The organism is Mesorhizobium sp. B2-8-3, assembly GCF_006440815.1.
In the GTDB taxonomy this organism is placed as follows: domain Bacteria; phylum Pseudomonadota; class Alphaproteobacteria; order Rhizobiales; family Rhizobiaceae; genus Mesorhizobium.
In genome coordinates this window covers 45477-70217 of the sequence record NZ_VFTW01000003.1, presented here as the reverse complement: position 1 = coordinate 70217, position 24741 = coordinate 45477, and the positions used below count along the sequence as shown (strand labels likewise).

Below are 24741 nucleotides of genomic sequence, written 5' to 3'. Positions count from 1 at the left end.
GTCACCAGAATATCAATATGCGCTTAGTCGTGAACGCCGAGCTTCTTCTGCAAACTGGTCGACGAGGTTGTATACTGGAAAACGATCCGCTCGCCCGGGCTGACGATGCGCTTGGCGGCCTGCGCCATCAGCGCCACCTCATGGAAGCCTGACAGGATCAGCTTGAGCTTGCCGGGGTACCAGTTGATGTCGCCGACGGCGAAGATGCCCGGGATCGACGTCTGAAACTTCTCGGTGTCCACCGGGATCAGGTTCTCGTGCAGGTTAAGGCCCCATTCGGCGATCGGCCCGAGCTTCATGGTGAGGCCGAAGAATGGCAGCATGCGGGTGCACGGCACCTCGACGTCGCCGTCCGGGCCGCCCTTGATGGTTGCCGATGCGAGCTGGCCGTCGGCGCCGGCTAGGCCGCTGACCTGGCCGACCAGGAATTCGAGCTGCTTCATCTCCTGCATGGCATACATCTTGTTGACGCTGTCGGGCGCGGCCCGGAATTCCGGACGGCGATGCACCAGCGTCACGCTTTTGGCGATCGGCTGCAGGTTGAGCGTCCAGTCGAGCGCCGAATCGCCGCCGCCGACGATGACGAGGTCATGGCCGCGGAATTCCTCCATGCGCCGGACGGAATAGAAGACGCTCCTGCCTTCATAGGCCTCGATGCCTGGAATGGGCGGACGCTTGGGCTGGAACGAGCCGCCGCCGGCGGCGACCACCACCACCTTGGCTTCGAACATCTCGCCTTCGTCGGTCGCGACGCGAAAGGTTCCGTCCTCGAGCTTTTCCAGGCTCGACACCATGCGGTTGAAGGTGAAGTCCGGCTTGAACGGATGGATCTGCTCCATGAGCTTGTCGACCAGGCCTTGCGCGGAGATCGTCGGCCAGCCGGGAATGTCGTAGATCGGCTTTTCCGGATAGAGCTCTGCGCATTGCCCGCCGGGACGGTCGAGAATGTCGATGAGGTGGCATTTCATGTCGAGCAGGCCGAGCTCGAACACGGCAAACAGGCCGACCGGCCCTGCCCCGACAATGAGAACGTCCGTCTTGATGGTCTCGCTCATGCGCTGCGCCCCAATTGGGAATGCCGCGAGACTGCATGAGCTATCGGCTGCTGCCAAGCAGCCAGCGCGAAAGAAAATTGGAAAATCGGCTTAACCCTGGCGTTCGGGGACCCGAACGATCAGCCCGTCCAGCGCGTCGCGCACCTTGATCTGGCAGGAGAGGCGCGAGTTTGGCTGGACCTCATAGGCGAAGTCCAGCATGTCCTCCTCCATCGCCTCCGGCTCGCCGACCTCTGCCGTCCATGCTTCGTCGACATAGACATGGCAGGTCGCGCAGGCACAGGCGCCGCCGCATTCGGCTTCGATGCCCGGAACCGCGTTGCGGATCGCGTTTTCCATGACCGTCGAGCCGTTTTCGGCTTCCACGTCAAATCGGGTCCCGTCATGGGCTATGTAAGTCAGCTTGGTCATTAAGTCACCTGAGGAGTCGCAGCCGAGATAATCACTCTACCGGATAAGTCAACTGCGGCGCGAAAGCGCCACGAAATGACGTTTTTCAGAAAGATAGCGCTAGAGCATGATGCCGAAAAGTGTGAAGCGGTTTTCGGGCGACACCATGCTCTATCTCTTTGATCTAGGGACGGATTCAGAAGTCATCCGGCTCTAGCGGCTGATGCCGGCGATGAAGTCGCGCACTTCCTCGATCAGCGTGCCTAGCCGCTTGAGCGCCCGGACGTCTTCCGGCTGCCTTTCGATGATCGCCGCGCAATCGGCCACCGCAAAGGCGCCGATGCCGCGCGCCGAGCCTTTCAGGCCATGCGCCAGAAGCACCCTTTGCCTGGCGTCGGCATCCGCGATCTGGTCGCGGACGGACAGCGACTGGTGCACGAACAGCGCCAGCACTTCCCGTTCGAGGTCACGATCGCCCATCGTCTGGCGCGCCAGATGGCCGAGGTCGACCGGTCGGGCTCCGGCCGTTCCGGAGGCATCTCCCCCCGGCATCGAAAACGCAATACCACTTTCGCCACGCATACGCACTGCAACTCCATCAAGCGGGCAGACGGGCCCACGAAAATAGGCGCTTCCGGTCGCCAACGGGTTAACGATTGCAGGGGAAAAATGTTGTCACGGAGGCAGCCGGATCACGTCTCCGTTAACCTTATATTTAAAGTTTTACGTATCGCCCGGAATGCATGTTTTCTTTACCCCTGTGTGTCATTACGATACGAAGGTCCATTTTTCAGCCTCCTGCTCGGGATAGACAAGCCAGAATCGGGCCAGAATCAGGCCAAAATCATAAGTCCCGCGGCAGCTAGTACAGGGTAGCGAAGGCATGGCTAAGAAACCAACGACGACCAAGTCTCTCGAGAATGACGTAGCCGCGGAACTGGAAAAGGCGCTTGACCTTGACCTTAACGGCGACGACGGCGGCCTCGATATGGCGGCGTCGATGGAGGATCTCGAAGCGCAGATTTCGGCGGCGGCCGATGAACTGGCGCGCGAAGGCCGCAGCCAGAGGACGGAGCCGGCAAACAATCCCCAGCCCGCCAACCCCCAGTCTCCCAGGGCGCCCGCGGCCAAGCCGGCCGAGTTGCGCCCGGTCGAGCCGCGTAATGGGCAGCCGTCCGGCCTTACGCCTCCCGCCGGCTTCACGCCCGCCAATGACGACCGCCAGAAAGACTACAAGACGCTGCTGCACAGCCTCAACCGCCGTGCGTCGAGCACCGTCTACTGGGTGATCGCCTTTATCTCGCTGGCCTGGATCGCCGGCGCCGGCGGCCTGGCCAACCTGTTGTTCGGCCCCGGCATCTGGAAGATCCGCACCTTCGACCAGTTCTTCGCCCGTCCCGAGCTGATTGGCCTGGCGGTTGCCGCGATCGTTCCGGTCATCCTGTTCTGGGCGTTCGCCGCCATGATCCGGCGCGCGCAGGAAATGCGCATCGCCGCGCAATCCATGACCGAGGTCGCCTTCCGCCTGGCGGAGCCCGAAAACCTCGCCCAGGACCGTGTCATGATGATCGGCCAGGCCGTTCGCCGCGAGGTGGCGGCCATGGGCGAAGGCATCGAGCGTACCCTGGCCCGCGCGGTCGAGCTCGAAACGCTTGTCCACGGCGAAGTCAGCCAGATCGAGCGCTCCTATTCCGAGAACGAGGCCCGCATCCGTTCGCTGGTCGATGGTCTCGGCAGCGAACGCGAGGCGGTCGTCACCCATGCCGAGCGCGTGCGCGCCTCCATTGCCAGCGCTCACGAGACGCTGCGCGACGAGATCGGCTCGGCCAGCGATATCATCCGCGACTCCATCCTTAACGCATCGACCAAGCTGTCGATGACGATCAACAATTCCGGCGACACGCTGATCGATCGCATCAATGAAAGCTCGACGTCGATCTTCGATTCCGTGGAATCGCGCCTGGACAACATCACCGACCGGCTTTCGACCTCCGGCGAGGCTTTCGCGAGCCTCCTCGACACCCGTATCGCCAAGCTGACCGACACCACGGACGGCCTCACCCGCTCGCTGACCGACCTGCTCGATGACCGCACCAATGGCATGGTCTCGCTGCTCGGCGGCGCGGCGCGCACCTTGAGCTCGGAATTCGAGACCAGCCTCAGCGGTATCGAACGGACGCTTGCCGAACGGGGCCAGGCGCTGATCAGCGAATTCCAGACCCGCGCCGAGGCGCTCGACACCGGCACGCAGAAGCTCAACGCCGCCCTCGAGGCGCGCGCCCGCCAGATCAACGAGACGATGGTGGAGCGCGCGAAGGAAATCGCCCACGCCTTCGCGGAGAGCAAGGACACGCTGTCGGCGATGATCGATCAGGGCAAGACCCAGATCGGCGCCGATATGGCCGACATCATCTCGTCGACCTCCTCCATGCTCGAAGCCCGCGCCACCGACTTCGCCGGGCGCATGGAAGCGGCCCGGCATGTGGTGTCGCGCTCCTTCGATTCCGACATCCAGCGGCTGGCCAATGCCCGTGTCGGCATCGAGGAAGCGGTCGAGAACCACAGCCGCGCGCTCTCGGAGAGCCGCGAACGCATGGCCACCGCCATGCAGGCGGACCTGGCGAAATTCGCCGAAAGCCGCGCGGCGATCGATTCCGCCGTCACCAACCAGGTGCAGAAGCTGGCGGAAGGCCGCGGCCTGATCTCGCGCGCGCTCGAAGAAGATCTGCGCAAGGTCAACGAGTCGCGCGCAGCTATCGATGCGTCGCTGGGCGGCCATCTGGAGCAGCTCGAGGAAGGCCGCAATCGCCTGTCCCAGGCCTTGAACGAAGACTCCGGCAGGCTCGTCCAAGCCCGTACAATGATTGACGAAATGGTCGCCGGCCATGTCGGGAAGCTGGCCGAGGGCCGCAACATCCTGGCGCGCGCCCTGGAGGCCGATCTCGGCAAGCTGCAGGACAGCCGCGCCTCGATCGACGGCATTGTCGCCGGTCAGGTCGAGAAGATCGCCGAAGGTCGCGCCGTGCTCGCCAAAGCGCTCGAAACCGACATCATCGGCATCAGGAACCTGATCGAGACGCACTCGAGCAAGCTCGCCGAGGACCGCGGCGAACTCAGCCGCGCGCTTGAAAACGATCTGAGCGGCATCCGTGGCCTCATCGACAGCCACGCCGGCAAGCTCGCCGACGACCGCGGCCTGCTTTCGCAGACGCTGGAAGCCGACCTCGCCAAGCTGGCCGAAAGCCGCGCCTCGATCGACGGTCTTGTCGCCGGCCAGGTCGAGAAGCTCGCCGAAGGCCGCGATATCCTAAAGCGCGCCCTGGAGGCCGACCTCAACACCATCAAGGGTGCCATTGCGGGACATTCGGACAAGGTGCTGGAAGATCGCTCGCAGCTGTCGAAAGCGCTCGAAGCCGACCTGCAAGCCGTCAGCGGCGCCATCGCCGATCACCAGGACAGGCTCGCGCAGGATCGCTCGACCTTGTCGAGGGCTCTGCAGGACGACCTCCAGAATGTGAGCGGCGCCATTGCCGACCACCAGAACAGGCTCGTCCAGGACCGTTCGGTGCTGTCGAAGTCGCTGGAGGACGATCTCGCCAAGCTGGCCGAAAGCCGCTCCAGCATCGATGGGCTGGTCGCCGGACAGGTCGAGAAGCTCGCCGAGGGCCGCGATATCCTCAAGCGCGCGCTGGAAGCCGACCTCAACACCATCCAGGGCGCGATCGTCGATCATTCGCAGAAGATCACCGACCATCGCGCCGAGCTTTCGCGTGCGCTCGAAGCCGATATGGCCAATGCCAGCGGCCTCATGCAGACCCATGCCGACCAGCTGTCGCAGAACCGCACGTCGTTGTCCAAGGCGCTTGAGGACGATCTTGCCAAGCTCGCCGAGAGCCGCGCCGGCATCGACGGCCTGGTGTCCGGCCAGGTCGAGAAGCTCGCCGAGGGCCGTGACATCCTCAAGCGTGCGCTGGAGGCCGACCTTGCCAAGCTGGCCGAAAGCCGCGCCTCGATCGACGGCCTCGTCGCTGGCCAGGTCGAGAAGCTTTCGGAAGGCCGCGACATCCTCACGCGCGCGCTTGAAGCCGACCTCGCCAAGCTCGCCGAGAGCCGCTCCGGCATCGATGGGCTTGTCGCCGGCCAGGTCGAGAAGCTCGCCGAAGGCCGCGATATCCTCAGGCGCGCCCTCGAAGCCGATCTCCAGAAGCTGACCGAGAGCCGCTCGGAGATCGACGACGTCATCGTCGGCCATGTCGGCAAGCTGTCCGAGGGCCGCGACATGCTTGCCAGGGCCCTGGAGGACGATCTCGTCAAGCTCGCCGACGCGCGCAAGGACGTCGATCGTTCGGTTTCCGGGCATATCGACCAGATCGCCGCCAGGAGCAGCGACATCTCGGCAGCGATTGCGGCCGACGTCGAGAAGATCGAGCAGGCCTTCAGCCGGCAGACCGGTGTGATCGAAGAACGCGCCGGCACCATGGAGCGCGCGCTGTCGACCGGAGTCGACAATGTCCGCGGCGTGCTGGAAAAGACTGCCGTGTTCGTGGCGGGCGCGCTGCGCGACAAGGTCATGGAAGTCACCAGTGCCCTGCATGAGCAGGCAGGTGCTGCCTTCAGCGACGCGGACCGCAAGATCGCCGAACGCGCCGAGCAGACCTCCTCCGCGCTGCTTTCCAGGGCCGAGGACATCGCCCAGGCCTTCGAGGCGGCGGACCGCCGCCTGCACGAGCGTGCCCAGGATACGTCCAACATGCTGATGGCGCGCGCCGACGATGCGTCGAACGCGATGATGGCCCGCGCCGAGGAAACCGCGGACAAGCTGGCGACGCGCGCCGGCGAGATCGCCAACACCTTCGACACGGCCGACCAGAAGCTGGTTGCCCGCGCCGTCGAGACGGCGCAGTCGCTGGCCGCCCGCGCCGGCGACATCCTGCGCAACTTCGAGGGCGCCGACGAACGGCTCTCGATGCGCATCAGCGAATCGGCCGAAGCGCTGGCCGCCCGCGCCTCCGATCTCGGCCGCATCTTCGACAGCGCCGACCAGCAGCTCATGTCGCGCATCGCCGAGGGTTCGGAAGCGCTTTCCGCTCGTGCCGGCGAGATCGGCCGCATCTTCGACGACGCCGACAACCGCCTGGTGTCGCGCATTGCCTCGAGTAGCTCGACCATCGGCGAGCATGCCGACACGATCGTCAGCGCCTTCGCCGCCACCGAGCAGCGTGTCGCAGACCGCGCCCGCCAGACCGGCCAGGAGCTTGCCGTGCATGCCCGCGAGATCGAGCAGGCGCTGGCCGGCGCCGACGAGCGGCTGGCCGCAAGCGCCTCTGCCGCGGCCGCCCGTGTCGAGGACCAGGTCGCGAGCGTGGAAAACCGGCTCGCCTACACCGCCGAGACCATGGGCCAGAAGCTCAACGAGCAGGTCTCCAGCGCCGAGGCCCAGCTCATCTCGCGCGCCAATGTCATCGCCGAGACCTTCACGGCGGTCGGCCAGCATATCGGCCAGAGCACCAACGAGGCCGCGCGCACGATCGGCGCCAACACCCGCGAGCTCAACACAATGCTGGCGGCGCGTTCGGCCGAGATGGCGAAAATCCTCGACGAGACGGCCAAGCCGCTGGTCGAGCGCTTCGCCCAGGGCGGCTCCGAACTGCAGCGCAGCATGGAAGAGGTCACCGAACGGGCGGCCGAGAAGCTGCGCAGCGAGAACACGAACCTCGTCAACGCGCTGGCCAACCGCACGGCCGAGACCCTGTCGGCCGTCGAAGGCGCGCGTTCCTCGCTTGCCGACAGCGTGGCCGATCTCATCGGCCGCATGACGACCTCCAGCGCGCAGCTCGGCCAGCTGATCGAGCAGGCTGCCGTCAACCTCGGCCAGGTCGAGGAGCGGCTCTCCGGCAGCACGCAGAGCTTCGCCACGACCACGGAGAAGGCCGCCCAGACCTTCGCCAGCTCCGCGCGTCTCGTCGATTCCAACACGACGCGGCTCACCGATCTGTCCTCGGCAACGCTGCGTGAGGTGGCCTCGATCGCGACCAAGTTCGACGAGCACAGCCGCCTGCTCTCCAGCGCCTCTAACCTGCTCAGCTCCGCGCAGAGCAATCTCGAGCACACGCTGGAGCGTCAGTCCTCGCTGGAAGACCTCGCCGTCGGCCTGGTCAAGAAGTCGGAAGACCTCGAGAAGGTGATGCGTTCCTTCGAAAGCCTTGTCGGCCAGACGATGCAGACCGCGGAGGGCCGCACGATGGAATCGGCGGAAAAGATCCGCACCGCCATCGCCGAGGTCGTCGATTCGGCGACGCGTCGCTTTGCCGACGCGACCGAGGAGATGCGCCGCACCGCGGGCTCGATCAAGAGCGAGCTCGACCTGACCCGCGCCGAGCTGAAGAAGGGCGTCATCGAGATGCCGGAAGAGGCCAAGGAATCGACCTCGGCCATCCGTCGCGCCGTCGCCGAGCAGATCAATGCGCTCAAGGAACTGTCGGATATCGTTGCGAAATCCGGCCGCAGCGGCAGCAGCGAACAGGGCGAACCGCGCGGTCTGCGGCCTGCTCCGCAGGCGCCGGCCCGCGCCGCCGAGCCGCCGCTGCGCCGTCCGCCGGCCCCTCAGCCCCAGCCGCAGCCCACGGCTCGCGCCCCTCAGGCGCCGCTCGCCGAGACCACGCTGCGCGGCACGCTCGACCTCGAACGTCCTGCCGAGGCGCCGCGCCGCGACCCGAACAGCAAGCCGCCGCAGGGCGGCTGGGTGCGCGACCTCCTGACCAACGCTTCGCGCGAGGAGGAGCTGCGGCCGGCAGCGCCGGCGGAAGCGCCGCGCGCGACCCCTGCCCAGCGCTCGCCGCTGCATGTCATGGAGTCGCTCAATTCGCTCTCCGTCGACATCGCCCGCGCCATCGACCATGACGCTTCGATCGAGCTCTGGAACCGCTACCGGCGCGGCGAGCGCGACGTCTTCACGCGCCGCCTCTACACGCTGAAGGGCCAGCAGACTTTTGACGAGATCCGTCGCAAGTACCAGGCAGAGGCGGAATTCCGCGCCGCGGTCGATCGCTACTGCGAGGATTTCGAGAAGCTGCTCAAGGATGTCTCGCGCAACGACCGCGACAACATCATGGCGCAGACCTATCTGACGTCCGACACCGGCAAGGTCTACACCATGCTGGCCCATGCCAGCGGCCGCCTGCACTGAAGCCGATCGGCGGACTGAAACAAAAAGGCGGGCCGAGGCCCGCCTCAGACTGCTGACAAACCTCTGGCATTTGCCGGGGGTTTTTGATTCACTGGGTCATGTTGAAGCGACCCGCCCCTGAACAGACTGCGCTCGAGATGGTGACGTTGGATCAGCTGGTTCCGGCTGACCACCTGTTGCGCAAGATTGATCGCGCGATCGACTTTTCCTTCATCCACGATCTAACAGCGCCGCTCTACTGCGCCGACAATGGCCGACCGCCGCTCGATCCGACCTTGATGTTCAAGGCGCTGTTCCTCGGCTACCTGTTCGGCGTGCGCTCGGAGCGGCAGTTGGTTCGCGAGATCGAGGTCAATGTCGCTTACCGCTGGTTCCTGCGGCTGAAGCTGACGGACAAGGTGTTCGACGCCTCGACGCTGTCTCAGAACCGTCGGCGTCGCTACCAGGACGAGACGATCGCGCAAGGCATCTTCGACAGGATCGTCGAGCAGGCGATCCTGGCCGGGCTGGTGGACGGCACGGTGCTCTATAGCGACAGCACGCATTTGAAGGCCAACGCCAACAAGGGCAAATACGACCTTGCCATGGTCGCCAAGTCGCGGGCCGACTACTGGGGCGATCTCGACCGGGCCATCGATGCCGAACGGGCGCTGCATGGCCAGAAGCCGCTGAAGCAGAAGCAGCGCAAGCCGCCGGTGAAAGAGACCAAAGTCTCGCGTGCCGATCCGGAGGCCGGCTACATGGTGCGCGAGGGCAAGCCGAAGGGCTTCTTCTATCTCGATCACCGCACGGTGGATGGCCGTTGCGGCATCATCACCGACACGTTCGCCACGCCGGCCAACGTGCATGACTCGATTGTCTATCTCGGCCGGCTCGACCGCCAGGTGGAACGCTTCGGCTTCAATGTGGCGGCTGCGGGGCTGGATGCCGGCTACGCCACGCCGGGCATCGCCAAGGGGCTGGAGGACAGGAAGATCAGGGGCGTTGTCGGCTATCGCAACCCGACCCCGCCGAAACCCGGCAAGATGAGGAAGAGCGACTTCGTCTATGAGCCGGACCTGAAGGGCTACCGTTGCCCGCAAGGCCAATTGCTCACCTACGCCACCACCGACCGCAGCGGCTACCGGCATTACAGGAGCGATCCGGCGATCTGCCGCGACTGTCCGCTGTTGGCCGCCTGCACTTCAAACGCCAAGGCCGAGCGCACCATCACCCGCCATGTCTGGCAGGACGCCCGCGAGCGGGTCGACGCCAATCGCTCGACCGCATGGGGCAAGGCCATCTACCGGCGCCGCAAGGAGACGGTCGAGCGGTCGTTCGCCGATGCCAAGCAGCTCTTCGGCCACCGCTACGCCCGCTTCCGAGGGCGAACCCGCGTCGCCTGCCAGTGCCTGATGGCAGCCGCCGCCCAGAACATGAAAAAAATCGCAATCAGCCTCTGGCCAACCCTCAAACCAAGCCCCGCATGAGGCTCGGCGCCTCCTGTCAAAATCTCCTGACACGAACTTCTCAAAACTCTTCAATTACATAAAACAAAACCCCGCCGAAAATCGACGGGGTTCGTCAGCAGTCTGAGGCGGGCCGAGGCCCGCCTTTTTTATGTTGGAGTTTGATTGCCTGTCCGGCGCTCAGATCGCCGAATCCGTCCAGCGGACGATGTCGGTCGCCGCCTGGCCGAAGGCGTTGTCCAGCGCGCCGACATAGGCAGCGTTGCCGCTGCCGGAGACCGGCGCGCTCGCAGTGAAGTTCTTTGAGGCGCGCACCTCGCCATCGCGGTCATTGAGGATGCGTACGAACAGGTCGACATCGGCATGCTCGCCGCCATCGACGCGCACCTCGAAGGAGCGTACCTCGACGATGATCTGGTAGTCGATCGCCAGCCCCTCGCCCGGCTTGCCGACGCCGGCAAAGCTGCCGGAGCGCTGGAAGGTTTCGGCCAGTCTCGCCTGCACGATCAGTGGCAGCCGGTCCGCCCATTGCGCGCCCTTCAGGAACTGGATCGACCGGTCGGAAGGCCTGATGACGATGTTCTGGCTGTCTAGCGCCTTGAGCGCCGACGGCTGGGCTATCAGGATCTGGCGGCGGCTGTGGGCATGCATGTCGACCGACGGCGCCGACAATTCGAACGTGTCGAGCGGCGCCGGCTTGCCGCCCAGGGCCGCGCAACCGGCAACCGAAAGCACCAGCAACGCTGCCGCGGACAATCTCAGACGACCCGCTACCACCCTGACCGACTTCACGCGTGATCCCCGTTGTCCCCGGATCTTACGATCAACCCGCATTCGCGGTTCATTTTCTTGGCGGTCGCGGCAGCCGAAGTCAACGCCGTGTCCTTCCATCGAACTGCCGGACCTCGCCGTCGCCACCGGACAGAATGCGCTGCGGATTGCGGCTGAGGTCGGTCACCGCTTCCTCGATGCGGTTGATCGAGCGCCGGCTGTCCTGCACGAGCGCCTCGACGTTCTGCAGGCCCTGGCCGGAGAAACGCGCCAGATTGTCGGTGATGGTGCCGAGCCGCGCATTCAGCGTGTCGGCCACCTGCTTGAAGGATTTCAGCGTCGCCCTGGCATCGGCCATCACGCCGTCGGCCTCGCCGGAGCCGAGGATCTTGTCGACCTTGGCCAGGATGCCGTCGACGCGCACCGAGGCATCGTTGAGCCGCTGCGCGAGCTGGCGGGCGTCCTTGATGGTCTGGTCGATATCGTCGGAGCGGTTGGCGATCTTGTCGGTCACCTTGGCGATGTCCGAGGCCGCCTTGTCGGCGCTGGCGCTGGCCTTCTGGATGTTGGCCAAGGCGGCCTTGACGTCGGCCGGATCGATGCCGTCGAGCACGCCGTTGACCTTGGCCAATGTCCCTTGCGTCTGCTTGGCGAAATCGTTGATCGAGCCGACCGCCGTGTTGACGTTGCCGATGACTGTATCGAACTGCTTCGAGGTCTCCTTCAGATTCGCCGTCACCGTATCGACATTGGCCACGATGCTCTTGATCTGGTCCTTGTCGACGGAATTGAGCAGGCCTTCGGCGGCCTTCAGCGTGCTGTCGAGTCGGCCCGAGACATTCTTCAGTTGATCCGAAAGCGAGCTCACCGCCGACAGGAACTTGTCGATCCCGTCGGAGTTCTTGGCCAGCGCGTCCGAGAAGGTCTCGACATTCTTGACCGTCTGCGTCAGCGGGCCGCGAACGTCCTTGGTGAAGCCTTCGAGCTCGCTCAGCACCTTGTCGGCGCGGGTGAAGATGTTCTGCGCCGTCTGCAGAAGGTTGGTGACCGCCGACGGATTGGCGGTTATCTCGGGGATCCTGCCCTCTTTTTCCGCCTCGTCGAGCAGCTTCGCTTCCTTGGGGTCGGCGCCCCGGAGTTCGATATTGGCCTGGCCGGTCAAGCCGGCAAGGCCAATATCGGCCTGTGTCGACTTGGTGATCGGCGTCATGCGGTCGATCTCGGTGTCGGCAATGGCTACCGTCGGATTGTCGACGTCGATATACACACGTTTGACGTCACCGACCTTGACGCCGTTGAACAGCACGAAGCTGCCGCGGCCGAGGCCCGAGGCCGAACCTGGAATGCGCACGCGCAGCATTGTCGTTTCGCCTCTGTCGCCGATCGCCGCGGTCCAATAGACGAAGGCAAAGGCCGCCAGGATCGCACCCAGCGTGAAGATGCCGACAATAATGTAGTTGGCTCTTGTTTCCATCGCCTCACTTATGGCTATGCGCGCGCCGCAAGATCAAGTTGCCGGGCGCGTTTTCCGCGGAAATAGGACTTCACCCACGGCTCCTCGCTCTTCAGCATATCGTCGATAGTGCCTTCGACCAGCACCCGCTTCTTGCCGAGCACCGCCACGTGGTCGCAAGCGGTGAACAGCGTGTCGAGATCGTGCGTGACCATGTAGACCGTCAGATCCATGGTGTCGCGAAGCTTGACGACCAACTCGTCGAATTCGGCCGCGCTGATCGGATCGAGGCCGGAGGTCGGCTCGTCGAGAAAGACGATGTCAGGGTCGAGCGCCAACGCGCGGGCGAGCGCCGCGCGCTTGATCATGCCGCCGGACAACTCGGACGGAAACTTCTGTGCGGCGTCGGCCGGCAACCCGACCAGCTCGATCTTGAGCAAGGCGAGCTCATCCATAAGCGCCCTGGGCAGGTCGAGATATTCACGCATCGGCACCTGCACGTTTTCCAGCACCGTCAGCGCCGAAAACAGCGCGCCATGCTGGAAAAGGACGCCGAGCCGCATGTCGATGCGCAGGCGGTCGGCGTCGCTCGCCTTGTCGACATCGACGCCGAACAGGCTGATCGTCCCCGATTGCTTCGGCATCAGCCCCAATATGGTGCGCAACAGCACCGATTTGCCGGCGCCCGAAGCGCCGACAAAGCCAAGAATCTCCCCGCGCTTGATGTCGAGCGAGAGCTTGTCGAGGATCAGCTTGCCGTCGATGGCCACGGTGACGTTGCGCACCGAAAGCACGATTTCGTCGTCGTTGGTATCCTGCGCTGTCGCTGCGCCGTTGCCGTTCGCCATCTCAGAACCCGATCGCTGCGTAGAACATGGCGAAAAGCCCATCGAGGATGATGACGACGAAGATCGACTTCACCACCGATGCGGTCACGTGCAGGCCGAGCGATTCGGCGCTGCCACCGACCTTCATGCCCTCGACCGAGGCAATGATACCGATGATCAGGGCCATGAACGGCGCCTTGATCAGGCCGGCAAAGATGGTGCTGAGATCGATGGCGACGCGCAGCCTGTCGATGAACGCGGCGGGTGGAATATCGGAATAGAGCCAGGCGGCGACGATGCCGCCGGCAAGCGCGGCGAAATTGGCGATGATGGTGAGGCACGGCAGCCCGATCACCAACGCGACGAGCCGCGGAAAGACCAGCACGCCGATCGGATTGAGGCCGATCACCTTCAGCGCGTCGACTTCCTCGCGCATCTTCATGGAGCCGATCTCGGCGGTGATGGCGCTGCCTGAACGTCCCGCGAGCATGATCGCCGTCATCAGCACGCCGAGCTCGCGCAGGATCAGCACCCCGACCAGGTCGACGACGAAGATGTTGGCGCCGAAATAGCTGAGCTGGTAGGCGCCCTGCTGGGCGACGATGGCGCCGACAATGGCCGACATCAGCACCACCACCGGTATCGCGCCGACGCCCATGCGATCGATTTGGTTGAAGATCGCGGCCAGGTTGACCGCGTGGCCGCGGCCAAGCTTCATCTGCGCGCCGCGGATCGTGGCGCCGAGGATGTTCATCGAAGCGAGGAAATCGTCGCGCATCTCATAGACTCGCCGGCCAACCAGCTCCAGCGCGCGCAGGATGATGTTGGGCGGCCCGGACGGGCCCGATTCGGGCTCCCGGCGAACCGCATCGCCGACCGCGCCGAGCAGGATCGAGGCGATCTCGCTCTGCCCCTGCAAATGGACTTCGACGCCTTTCTTCTCGAAGGCGCTGGCCAGTCGGTCGATAAGCCAGGCGCCGGCTGTGTCCATCTTTTCGATGTGGGAAAGGTCGAGCATCAGCTGCTTTGCGCCGCTTTTCCCCTCGATCTTGCGCATGTCGGCATCGACCAGAGCCACGGTGCGCGTCGTCCACACACCGGAAAAGGCGCAGCCCAGCACGCCTCCTTCCTCGCCCACGGCAACGCGTGGCCGATGCTCGGCGTCCTTGGCCTCGCCGCTTGCGTCGCGTTTGCGAATGGTCAACATGGCGTCCTGTTTAGCGTGACCGGACTGGCGTGTCGATTTGCCTGCAGACTGGTGTCGCATAGCCGGAGAAGAAAATTATGGCGCGTGTCATTTCGGTCGAAATGGAGCGATTTCCGATCGCCGGCACCTTCACCATCTCGCGCGGATCCAAAACCGAGGCCGAAGTCATCACCGTAACGATCGCTGACGGGGGACGTTCCGGCCGTGGCGAATGCGTGCCCTACAAGCGCTACGGCGAAACCATGGAGGGAGTGCGCGCGGCCATCGAGGCGATGCACGATCCGATCGTCGCTGGCATCGACCGGACCGCCCTGCTTGCGGCCATGCCCGCGGGCGCGGCGCGGAACGCCATCGACTGCGCCCTATGGGATCTGGAAGCCAAGCTGACCGGCACGTCCGTGGCGGCGGCGATCGGGGCCCTTCCTGCCGAGCCACTGGAAACCGCCTACACCCTGTCGCTCGACACACCGGAGGCCATGGCCGCGCAGGCGCGCGCCAACGCCACGCGGCCCTTGCTCAAGGTCAAGATCGGCGGCGACAATGACATGGCCAGAATCCGCGCGGTGACGGAAGCCGCTCCCGAAAGCCGCATCATCCTGGATGCCAATGAGGGTTGGACCGACGAAAATGTCGAGGCGAACCTCGCTTTCGCCGCGCAGCACGGCATAGCGCTGGTCGAGCAGCCGCTGCCGGCGGGCAAGGACGACATCCTGCGCCGGATCGCGCATCCGGTGCCGGTCTGCGCCGACGAAAGCGTGCACGCCGCAAACGACCTCGATGCGCTGGTCGGCCTCTACGACGCCGTCAACATCAAGCTCGACAAGTCAGGCGGCCTGACGGAGGCGTTGAAGCTGCGCGACCGCGCGCGCGACCTTGGCTTCGGCATCATGGTGGGTTGCATGGTCGGCACCTCGCTCGCCATGGCGCCGGCAGTGCTCCTGGCGCAGGACGCGGACTTCGTCGATCTCGACGGCCCGCTGCTGCTTGCGCGCGATCGCGAGCCCGGCCTTGTCTACCGGGGATCGCTGGTTTCACCCCCTGAGCGGGTGCTTTGGGGCTGAGCGGGAAGCGAGGCCTATCAGCACCATGCCGATGATCGCGATCGGGATCATCGCCAGGAAACCGTCGACGCCAAGCCGCTCATAAAGGGGGCCGGAAGCGAGCGTCACCGCTGCCATGAAGAAGCCGTTGAAGAAATAGGCGATGCCTTGCGCGGCGCCCGTCCGCTCTTCGGAGACCGTCTCGCCGATCATCTTCTGCAGGCCGATCAACACCATCGCCACCGACACCGAATGCAGCGTCTGGACAAGGAAGAAGCCGGCGACGCCCAGGCCGAGCGGCCAGACCAGCGGAAAGGCGATCCAGCGCACGATCGAACCGATACCGGCGATCACCATCACCCTGACGACCGAGATGGACGCAAAAATACGGTTGAAAAACAGGAACATGCAGACTTCGGAGACCACGCCCCAAGCCCATAGCAGGCCAACGACGGAGTCGCCGATACCGATCGATTTCCAGTAGATCGAGACGAAGCCGTAGAGGAAGGCGTGGCTGGCGGTGATGATGCCGACGCCAAGCGTGAAATAGAGGAAATAGGCGTTGAACAGGCTCGGCGCCTTATGCTGGATCTCGGTTGCCGAAAGCGGCGAGGCCTTGCGCGGCCGCCCCATGCGTGGCGACAGCAGCGCCGTGACCAGGGCCGCGCCGAGCGCAAAGAAGATGATGACCGGAACCGCCCGCGGACCCGTGGCCGCCAGGATGAAGCCACCCACGACATTGGCGCCGAGATACGAGATCGAGCCCCATTTGCGCATCGCCGTGTAATTCGAGCCGAAGCGCCGCACGCCTGACAGCGCCAGCGAATCGGCCATCGGCGAATGCGGCGTCCAGACGATCGTCAGCAAAAGCGACACGGCGAGCACTATGGCGTAGGTGGCCGGCAGGAAATAGCCGGCGGAGACGACCATCGAGCCGGCGACCAATGCGATATAGACATTGGCGCGGTCATTCGCGCGGTCGGCGAACGCGGTCAGCACCGGCGTCGTCACGACACGCAGGAACATTGGCGCCGCCAGGATGACCGCGATCTGCTCGGCATGAAAACCTTTCGCCTGCAGCCAGAGCGGAAAATAAGGCAGATGGGTGCCCTGCGACACGAACAAGGTCGCGAAGATCAGGCTCATGCGCAGTTCGAAATGGCTTGGCTTGACAAGTTGTTCTGGCGATAGCGGCGGCAGCGACATGAATCGATCCAATTTCGCTGCATACGACACGCATGCAACGTGTCTCGATCCCTAACATGCAGCAAAGCGCGGCGGAACTGGCTGGGTCAATCGATCAAGAGCAAAGCTGTTGACGGACGGGCCTGGGAGCGAGCGCGGCTCGCGCCCCATGTCAGCGCGACCAGGGAAGCAGGCGGAACCGCGAAAAGGCAGCTGCATTCAAGCCGCCTGAGCCGCCCTGCCTTTCAGGTCGATGATGTCGACTGGCACCAGCACGTCGCTGCCTGCCGTGGTCTCAGGTAGGACATGCGCCCAAGTCAGGATCTCCATGCGGCCATCGAAATGCTCGACCACCGCCGTGCAGCTTTCCACCCAGTCGCCGGTGTTGATGTATTGCACGTCGCCATAGCTTTCGATCGCCGCGTGATGGATGTGGCCGCAGATCACGCCGTCGACATGCGAGCGCCGTGCCTCTTCTGAAAGCACGGTCTGGAACGAGCCGATGAAGTTCACCGCCTTCTTGACCTTGACCTTCGCCCATGACGAGAACGACCAGTAAGGCAGGCCGAGCAGGTGGCGCAGCTTGGTCACCACCCGATTGATCACCATCGCCGTGTCATAGGCATAGTCGCCGAGATAGGCGAGCCAGCGCTGGTTGTGCACCACCGTGTCAAACTGGTCGCCGTGGATAACCAGCAGGCGCCGGCCGTCGGCGGTCTCGTGGATGGCACGGTCGGCAACGACGATTCCGCCGAAATGCACGCCCTGGAACTGGCGGGCGAATTCGTCGTGATTGCCGGCGATGTAGGTGATCGAAGCGCCCTTGCGCGCCTTGCGCAGCAGCTTCTGAACCACGTCGTTGTGACTCTGCGGCCAGTGCCAGCTGCGCCGCAGCCGCCAGCCGTCGACGATATCGCCGACCAGATAGATGATTTCGGCGTCGTGATAGCGCAGGAAGTCGATCAGGAAATCGGCCTTGGCCGCTTTCGAGCCGAGATGCACGTCGGAAATGAACAGGGCGCGGAAAGTGCGGGGCTCTGGGTCTGACATGACGATTTTACCCTTTGCTTTCGCGTGCCTATGCCCCGATTCATGCAACAACCGTATGACGGTTGCGGTTGGTCCAGCCCAGGCGCTAGCTTGCGCGCAAGTCAATCAGGAGAAAACCGTCATGGATCTCGGCATTCGCGGAAAGAAGGCCATCGTCTGCGCCTCGAGCAAGGGACTGGGGCGCGGCTGCGCCATTGCACTTGCCGAAGCCGGCGTCGATCTCGTCGTCAACGGCCGCAACGCCGAACTCTTGGCCAAGACCGCCAAGGACATCCGCGACCGGTTCGGCGTCAAGGTCATCGAAGTTGCCGGCGACGTGTCGAAGCCGGACGTGCAGAAAGCGATACTCGCCGCCTGCCCCGATCCCGACATCCTCGTCAACAACAATGGCGGCCCGCCGCTGCGCGATTTTCGCGAGCTCGACCGCACAAAGATCCTCGAGGGCGTTACGCAGAACATGGTCACGCCGATCGAACTCGTCCAGGCGGTGATCGACGGCATGGCCAAGCGCGGCTTCGGCCGCATCGTCAACATCACCTCGCTGTCAGTCTATGTGCCGATCCCCGGCCTCGACCTGTCTTCCGGCGCGCGCGCCGGCCTGACCTCGTTCCTCGCCGGCGTGGCGCGCACGGTGATCGACCGCAACGTCACCATCAACAGCCTCTTGCCCGGCAAGCTCGATACCGACCGGCTGCGCGGCCCGCATGAGGCCGGCACCAAGGAAGATCCGGCCGCGGCCGCCGCGCGCAAGGCCCGCATCAGCGCCGACGTGCCGGCAAAACGGCTCGGCACGCCGGAGGAATTCGGTCAGATCTGCGCCTTCCTCTGCTCCGTCCATGCCGGCTACCTCACCGGCCAGAACATCCCGGTCGACGGCGGTCTCTACGTCAGCGCGTTCTGACCGCCGCCAATCCAATACGCCTGAGGCTTCCGAGCCAACCGTCTGGAATCGGTTGATTATTTTCGCTCCGGCATTGTGAAGGCCGGGGTCCGCGATTTGCCGTCGCGAAAACTCGTCGGCGCATGCTAAAAGGCTCCAAATCAGGAACAGAGGGAGGGCCGGATGGACGGCGAGAGCAAGAAAACGGCCCGGTCGGACCTCGACGAGGCCGCCCTCTTCTTCCACAAGCACCCGACGCCGGGAAAGCTCGAAATCCAGGCCACGAAGCCGCTCGGCAACCAGCGCGACCTGGCGCTTGCCTATTCGCCGGGGGTGGCCGCGCCCTGCCTCGAGATCCGCGACGATCCCGCCACCGCCGCCGACTACACCGCGCGCGCCAACCTCGTCGGCGTCGTTTCCAATGGCTCCGCCGTGCTTGGGCTGGGCAATATCGGTCCGCTCGCCTCCAAGCCAGTGATGGAAGGCAAGGCGGTGCTGTTCAAGAAATTCGCCGGCATCGACGTCTTCGACATCGAGATCGATGCGCCCGAGATCGACCGCATGGTCGAGACCGTCGCGGCGCTCGAACCGACCTTCGGCGGCATCAACCTCGAGGACATCAAGGCGCCTGAATGTTTCGAGGTCGAGGAGCGGCTGAAAGCCCGCATGGGCATCCCGGTCTTCCACGACGACCAGCACGGCACCGCGATCATCGTTGCAGCCGCGGTGCTCAACGGGCTGGAATTGGCCGGCAAGGCAATCTCCGACATCAAGATCGTCACGTCCGGAGCGGGTGCCGCGGCGCTCGCCTGTCTCAACCTTTTGGTCTCGCTCGGCGCCAGGGTCGAAAACATCTGGGTCACCGACCGTTTCGGCGTCGCCCACAAGGGCCGCGTCGAGGAGATGGATCGCTGGAAAGACCCGTATGTGAAGGATACCGAGGCGCGCACGCTGGCCGACGTCATTCCCGGCGCCGACGTCTTCCTCGGCCTTTCCGCCGCAGGCGTGCTGAAGCCGGAACTGCTGCAGCATATGGCGCCGAAGCCGCTGATCCTGGCTTTGGCCAACCCTAATCCCGAGATCATGCCGGAAGCGGCAAGAGCCGCGCGGCCGGACGCCATGATCTGCACCGGGCGCTCGGATTTTCCCAATCAAGTCAACAACGTGCTCTGCTTTCCTTACATCTTCCGCGGCGCGCTCGATTGCGGCGCCAGCGCCATCAACGAGGAGATGAAGATGGCGGCGGTCCGCGCCATCGCCGCCCTTGCGCGCGAGGAGCCATCGGATGTCGCGGCGCGCGCCTATTCCGGCGAGACGCCGATGTTCGGCCCCGATTTCCTGATCCCCTCGCCCTTCGATCCGCGCCTCATCCTGCGCATCGCGCCGGCGGTGGCCAAGGCCGCCTGCGACACCGGCGTCGCGACCCGGCCGATCGCCGACTTCGCCGCCTATATCGACAAGCTGAACCGCTTCGTCTTCCGCTCCGGCCTGGTGATGAAGCCGGTGTTCTCCTCCGCCAAGGCTTCAAGCGCCAAGCGTGTCATCTATGCCGACGGCGAGGACGAGCGCGTGCTCCGGGCGGCGCAGGTGGTGCTGGAGGAAGGCATCGCCGAACCGACCTTGATCGGTCGCCCGCATGTGGTGGAGGTCAGGCTGAAGCGCTACGGCCTGCGCATCCGGCCGGGCGTCGATTTCGCGCTGATCAACCCGGAGGACGATCCGCGCTATCGCCACTATGTCGACCTCCTGATCGAGCTGGCCGGCCGGCGCGGCGTGACGACGGAAGCCGCCCGCACCATGGTGCGTACCGACAACACGGTGATCGCGGCCCTGGCACTGAAGCGCGGCGACGCGGACGCCATGGTCTGCGGCCTCGAAGGCCGCTTCGAGCGGCATCTGCGCAATGTCACGCTGATCATCGGGCCGCGCGCCGGCATCAAGGATCATGACCTGTCGACGCTGTCGATGCTGATCTCGCAGCGCGGCATCATCTTCCTCACCGACACACATGTCTCGGTCGACCCGACCGCGGAGGAGATCGCCGAAATGACGGTGCTGGCGGCGGAGGAAATCCAGCGCTTCGGCATCGAGCCGAAGGCAGCGCTTCTGTCGCATTCGGATTTCGGCTCGCGCGATTCCCCTAGCGCGCTGAAGATGCGCCGCGCGGCGGAAATCCTCGGCCGCATCGCGCCCGGCTTGCAGTGCGACGGCGAAATGCATGCCGATACAGCACTTTCGGAGCATCTGCGCCAGCGCGTCTATCCGCATTCCAGGCTGAAGGGCGAAGCCAATCTGCTGGTCTTCCCGAACCTCGATTCGGCCAACATCACGCTGACGGCGCTGCGCGCCATGATGGACGCGCTGCATGTCGGGCCGATCCTGCTCGGCACGGACAAGCCCGCGCATATATTGACGCCGTCGGTGACCTCGCGCGGCGTCGTCAACATGACCGCGCTAGCCGTGGTCGAGGCGGCGCACAAGGCGCAGGCGGTGGTCGATCTGGGTTAGGGTGTGTTGAGGCCTCCCTAGGCAGGCGCGAAGCGGAAATGCCCCGTCCGCCTGAAGACAAAGAGCGTGTCCTCCTCGCGGGCGCCCCGGCCGATATTGTGGATGACCAGCGGGCGTTCCGGTGCCTCGGCCGAGCGATTGCTCGAGACGATGGCAATATGGGTAAGGTTGCCGGGCAGCATCTGGGTGACGAGATCGCCCGGCTGATAGTCGGCTGGATCGTCGCTGACGGCGAGCGAAGCCCCCCGCCGTTCGAAGAACACGGCGAGATTAGGCACTCTGCGGTGGTCGATGTTCGGATCGGTCGATTTCAAACCCCAGGCCTTGGGATAGGCGGAGAAATCGGCCAGCATGTCCTCATGCACCAGCTTTTGCAGGTCGAGCCGGAAGGCGTGGCGATAGGCTCGGATCACGACATCCGTGCACACGCCCCGGTCCTGCGCGACATCGCCGCCGGGATAGGGGATGCGGGTGTAAGTCGGATCGTAGAGCGTGGTGACGCCGATCTGCCTGCGCGCGGCATCGACCAGCCTGAAGGTCCATTCAGGCGTGGCGATCTTCGCCATCGCCTCAGGCGTGGCTTTTCTGGCCATCGCGTACGGCACGGCCAGGAACAGAAGGCCGAGCTGCAGCGCGCTTCGACGGGTAATCGGGATCATGCATCGCCCCTCTCTTGCAAGCCGAATTCGCGCAATTGGTCCCGCGCGAAAGCGTCTTTTTTAGGCTCTCGGCGTTTTGCGGCTGGCGACGGAGGTTGTGTTTCCGGTTGAAAACGTTTCACGCCGAATTGTCCTTGAGCTCGGTGGCTCCGACTCTGGCATAGTCGATTAACCACGGCAGCGTAGCTTCGGGTCGAACAGGCGATTTGGGGTTTCGGATGAAAGGCGCGGGGTTGAAGCTGACCCACCTGATGGCGCTGCTTGCAGCGCTTGCAGGCTCGGTCGTCGCCGTGACCGAGTCCGAGGCGGCCTCGCGCGCTTGCAGGCAGCTCGAAGCCGAACTCGCCGCGACACGCGGTGGCGGCGGAGGGCCGGGCATCGTGCGCAAATATGATGATGCCATCCAGCGCCAGCGCGAGCAGCTTGCCAAGGCCCGCAGTCGGGCGGGCGACGCCAATTGCGGCTTCACGCTGTTTTCGCGCAATGTCAGCCAATGCGCGGCGATCAATGCCTCGATCCAGCGCATGAACGCCAACCTCGACACATTGCAGGCCAAGCGCGAGCGGCTCGCCGACGGCGGCACGCGGCGCGACCGCAGCCGCATCCTGGCGGCGCTCGACGCCAATGGCTGCCGCGATGACGAGATCGCGCCGCGCCGCGCCCCGCTTCGGGAGGCGGCCCGCGACAATGGCGGCGGCAATCTGTTCGAGCAGCTTTTCGGCCGCCAGGACCAGCAGCTCGAAACGCCCGATGCCCCCGATATGCCGGACTCGGAGGTGCCTTCCGATGATCCAGGCGAGCGCAACATCCGCCGCGTCATCAACCAGCCGGACGGCATGGACCTGCCGCGACTGGGCGGCGAGTTCCACACCATGTGCGTGCGCACCTGCGACGGCTATTTCTTCCCGATGTCCAACGCGGCTTCCATCGGCGACTTCGAGCGCGACCAGAAGAATTGCGAATCGAGCTGCCCGGGCACCGAAATGCAGGTCTTCTATTCGCGGGGAATGGACGACGACTCTGGCTCGATGACCTCGTCGGCGACCGGTCAACCCTACAGCGAGCTGCCGACCGCCTATCTCTACAAGCAGGCCAATTATTCACGGCCGCCGACCTGCGGCTGCAACGCGCAAGCCGGCAACTTCACGATCATCGGCGGCAACCCGCCCAACCCCGAACAGTCGCAGCCCGACAGCGAAGCAGCGCCCTTCATTCCCGTGCCGGCGTCCAAGCCGGATCCCGGCGCCGATCCGGAAACGCTCGCCAATGCAGAGGGCGGGCTGGACCAGGCTGCGATCAAGCGGCTGACCACCAAGGTGCCGGTGTCGCCGGTCTCGGCGCTGCCGCCGGATCAGCGCAAGGTCAGGGTCGTCGGGCCAGCGTTCCTTCCCGACCCATCAGCGGCAATAGATCTGAAAGCTCCGGCCCCGAAGTCCGCCCGGTAAGGGCGAGCCTCAGCGGCATGAACAGCGGCTTGCCCTTGCGCCCGGTTGCTTCCCTGATCTTGCCGGTCCAGTCCTTCCACACCGTGCCGTTCCACGGTTCCTCCGGCAAAAGCTCGAAAGCCTGATTGAGGAAATCACGGTCATCGCCGGAAAACTCGGCCGGCTCCTGCGGGCCCTCGCTCAGGATTCGCCACCAGGCGACCGCGTCCGACAGGCGGTCGAGATTGCCGCGCACGGCCGTCCAGAACGGCTCGGCCTTGTCGCCGGAAATGCCCAGCACCATCAGCCGGTCGCGCGCTTCCTCGAACGACATATGATGGATCAGCGTGCGGTTGAGCACGAAGAGCTCGTCCGGGTCGAATTTGGAGGCGGACTTGGACGTCGCCGCCGGGTCAAAATGGCCGGCGAGCTCGTTGAGATCATGCGCGGCGGTGACATTTTCCGACGTACCGACCAGCACCGCCAGCGAAGCCACCGCCATCGGCTCGATGCCGTCCTCGCGCAGGCTTTCGATCGACAGCGCGCCGGTGCGCTTCGACAGCCCCTCGCCCGACACGGTGGTGAGCAGATTGTGGTGGCCGAAGACCGGCGGCTCGGCGCCGAGCGCCTTGAAGATGGCGATCTGCACGCCGGTGTTGGTGACGTGGTCGTCGCCGCGAATGACGTGGCTGACGCCCATATCGATGTCGTCGACCACCGAAGGCAGCGTGTAGAGATAAGTGCCGTCCTCGCGCACCAGGACGGGATCCGACAGCGAGGCGAGGTCGACGGTCTCCTCGCCGCGCACCAGGTCGTTCCAATGCACGTCGGTCCGTTCGGGCTGCAGCGGATCGCCGGTGAAGTTGGGCAGCAGGAAGCGCCAATGCGGCCGGCGGCCATCCGACTGGTATTCGGCCACCTGCTCCGGCGTCAGCGTCAGCGCCTCGCGGCCATAGACCGGCGGCAGGCCGCGCGTGCGACGCACCTTGCGGCGCAGATCAAGTTCTTCAGGCGTTTCGTAGCAGGCATAGAGCACCCGCGCCGCCTTCAGCCGCTCGACCGCAGCGTCATAAATCTCGAAGCGACGCGACTGGTACTCGGTGACATCCGGGAAGATGCCCAGCCAATGCAGGTCGTACAGGATGGAATCGGCATATTCCTGCTTCGAGCGGGCAATGTCGGTGTCGTCGAAGCGCTGGATGAAACGGCCCTTGTTGTTCATGGCGAAAAGCCAATTGAACAGCGCGGTGCGCGCATTGCCGATATGGATGCGGCCGGTCGGCGATGGGGCAAAACGTACAGTAACTGTCATGAGTGGGGCGTAGCGGATGCTTTTGGTGTTGACAAGGCGCGCCCCCGCGCGAACGCAACAGATAGTGCAAGCCAGCTAAAATGAAAAGCCGACGGCCCGACACGGCTTCGCGGCAGACTGATAAACCGCGTCAAGTGCCTGCGAACCCAAGCTTCCTATGTCCCCGTTATCCACATATGTGACACACAAGATGTTGGGGTCACAAAAGCTACAAAAACGAATCCTTGACGGGTCGGAACGAGTCGCTTTTTATAGGCCATGCGCTCCTGTTGCGGGCGCGACCGGAGAGTTTCGAGCCCGGTCTTTTTTCCCGGATTTTGTGCGTTTTGCCCGGATTTCCGCCTGT

At 64.5% G+C, this 24741-nt stretch carries 17 protein-coding genes; 6 read left to right on the top strand and 11 right to left on the bottom strand.

Going from position 1 to position 24741, the window contains the following annotated elements:
* Positions 1–23 precede the first annotated feature (23 nt).
* From FJ418_RS05545 to FJ418_RS05535, 3 genes are all read right to left on the bottom strand, one after another.
* Positions 24–1055 carry an NAD(P)/FAD-dependent oxidoreductase gene (locus FJ418_RS05545; RefSeq protein WP_140708651.1) on the bottom strand — a complete coding sequence of 344 codons (1032 nt, stop codon included), beginning with the start codon at positions 1053–1055 and terminating at the stop codon, positions 24–26.
* 90 nt (positions 1056–1145) lie between these two features.
* The gene (locus tag FJ418_RS05540; RefSeq protein WP_140642970.1) at positions 1146–1466 is read right to left on the bottom strand and encodes a 2Fe-2S iron-sulfur cluster-binding protein; all 321 of its coding nucleotides are present in this window, start codon (positions 1464–1466) and stop codon (positions 1146–1148) included.
* A gap of 192 nt (positions 1467–1658) precedes the next feature.
* A complete protein-coding gene (locus tag FJ418_RS05535) occupies positions 1659–2027 on the bottom strand; it encodes an Hpt domain-containing protein (protein WP_140708649.1) in 369 nt (122 codons plus the stop codon).
* Positions 2028–2328: 301 nt separating this feature from the next.
* Here FJ418_RS05535 and FJ418_RS05530 point away from each other — a divergent pair, with 301 nt between their 5' ends.
* Together FJ418_RS05530 and FJ418_RS05525 are read left to right on the top strand one after the other, a co-directional pair.
* Positions 2329–8631 (top strand): kinesin, encoded by a 6303-nt coding sequence (locus tag FJ418_RS05530; RefSeq protein WP_140864171.1) that lies wholly within the window; start codon positions 2329–2331, stop codon positions 8629–8631.
* Between the two features lie 98 nt (positions 8632–8729).
* Entirely contained in the window at positions 8730–10100 is a 1371-nt protein-coding gene (locus FJ418_RS05525; protein ID WP_140864169.1) for an IS1182 family transposase, read from the top strand.
* Positions 10101–10259: 159 nt separating this feature from the next.
* On the opposite strand, the gene FJ418_RS05520 is transcribed toward FJ418_RS05525, so the two are convergent.
* Genes FJ418_RS05520 through FJ418_RS05505 form a run of 4 tightly spaced genes read right to left on the bottom strand, consistent with a single transcriptional unit; the run spans position 10260 to position 14337 of the window.
* Positions 10260–10913: an ABC-type transport auxiliary lipoprotein family protein gene (locus FJ418_RS05520; protein WP_181166850.1), complete on the bottom strand. Its 654-nt coding sequence runs from the start codon at positions 10911–10913 to the stop codon at positions 10260–10262.
* A 37-nt stretch (positions 10914–10950) separates the two neighbouring features.
* Positions 10951–12324 carry an MlaD family protein gene (locus FJ418_RS05515; protein WP_140648092.1) on the bottom strand — a complete coding sequence of 458 codons (1374 nt, stop codon included), beginning with the start codon at positions 12322–12324 and terminating at the stop codon, positions 10951–10953.
* A gap of 14 nt (positions 12325–12338) precedes the next feature.
* The gene (locus FJ418_RS05510; protein ID WP_140652943.1) at positions 12339–13151 is read right to left on the bottom strand and encodes an ABC transporter ATP-binding protein; all 813 of its coding nucleotides are present in this window, start codon (positions 13149–13151) and stop codon (positions 12339–12341) included.
* 1 nt (position 13152) lies between these two features.
* Entirely contained in the window at positions 13153–14337 is a 1185-nt protein-coding gene (locus FJ418_RS05505) for an ABC transporter permease (RefSeq protein WP_140648090.1), read from the bottom strand.
* A 77-nt stretch (positions 14338–14414) separates the two neighbouring features.
* Here FJ418_RS05505 and dgcA point away from each other — a divergent pair, with 77 nt between their 5' ends.
* A complete protein-coding gene (dgcA, locus tag FJ418_RS05500; protein WP_140864165.1) occupies positions 14415–15398 on the top strand; it encodes an N-acetyl-D-Glu racemase DgcA in 984 nt (327 codons plus the stop codon).
* On the opposite strand, the gene FJ418_RS05495 is transcribed toward dgcA, so the two are convergent.
* Together FJ418_RS05495 and FJ418_RS05490 are read right to left on the bottom strand one after the other, a co-directional pair.
* Positions 15369–16583, bottom strand: a complete 1215-nt coding sequence (locus FJ418_RS05495; RefSeq protein WP_140864163.1) for an MFS transporter — start codon at positions 16581–16583, stop codon at positions 15369–15371. The two genes, dgcA and FJ418_RS05495, sit on opposite strands and share 30 nt — an antisense overlap.
* A 198-nt stretch (positions 16584–16781) precedes the next feature.
* Entirely contained in the window at positions 16782–17612 is an 831-nt protein-coding gene (locus FJ418_RS05490; RefSeq protein WP_140648087.1) for a UDP-2,3-diacylglucosamine diphosphatase, read from the bottom strand.
* Between the two features lie 121 nt (positions 17613–17733).
* On the opposite strand from FJ418_RS05490, the gene FJ418_RS05485 reads away from it, so the two are divergent.
* Together FJ418_RS05485 and FJ418_RS05480 are read left to right on the top strand one after the other, a co-directional pair.
* Complete coding sequence (locus FJ418_RS05485) at positions 17734–18513, top strand: SDR family oxidoreductase (RefSeq protein ID WP_140864161.1); 780 nt, start codon at positions 17734–17736, stop codon at positions 18511–18513.
* Between the two features lie 162 nt (positions 18514–18675).
* Complete coding sequence (locus FJ418_RS05480; RefSeq protein WP_140648085.1) at positions 18676–21000, top strand: NADP-dependent malic enzyme; 2325 nt, start codon at positions 18676–18678, stop codon at positions 20998–21000.
* Between the two features lie 17 nt (positions 21001–21017).
* On the opposite strand, the gene FJ418_RS05475 is transcribed toward FJ418_RS05480, so the two are convergent.
* Entirely contained in the window at positions 21018–21659 is a 642-nt protein-coding gene (locus FJ418_RS05475; protein ID WP_246682946.1) for a DUF1287 domain-containing protein, read from the bottom strand.
* A 251-nt stretch (positions 21660–21910) separates the two neighbouring features.
* Between FJ418_RS05475 and FJ418_RS05470 the strand changes: the two genes are divergently transcribed.
* Positions 21911–23104 (top strand): DUF2865 domain-containing protein, encoded by a 1194-nt coding sequence (locus FJ418_RS05470; protein ID WP_246682969.1) that lies wholly within the window; start codon positions 21911–21913, stop codon positions 23102–23104.
* On the opposite strand, the gene gltX is transcribed toward FJ418_RS05470, so the two are convergent.
* Entirely contained in the window at positions 23022–24395 is a 1374-nt protein-coding gene (gene gltX / locus FJ418_RS05465) for a glutamate--tRNA ligase (RefSeq protein WP_140864156.1), read from the bottom strand. The genes FJ418_RS05470 and gltX overlap by 83 nt on opposite strands.
* Positions 24396–24741: the final 346 nt, after the last annotated feature.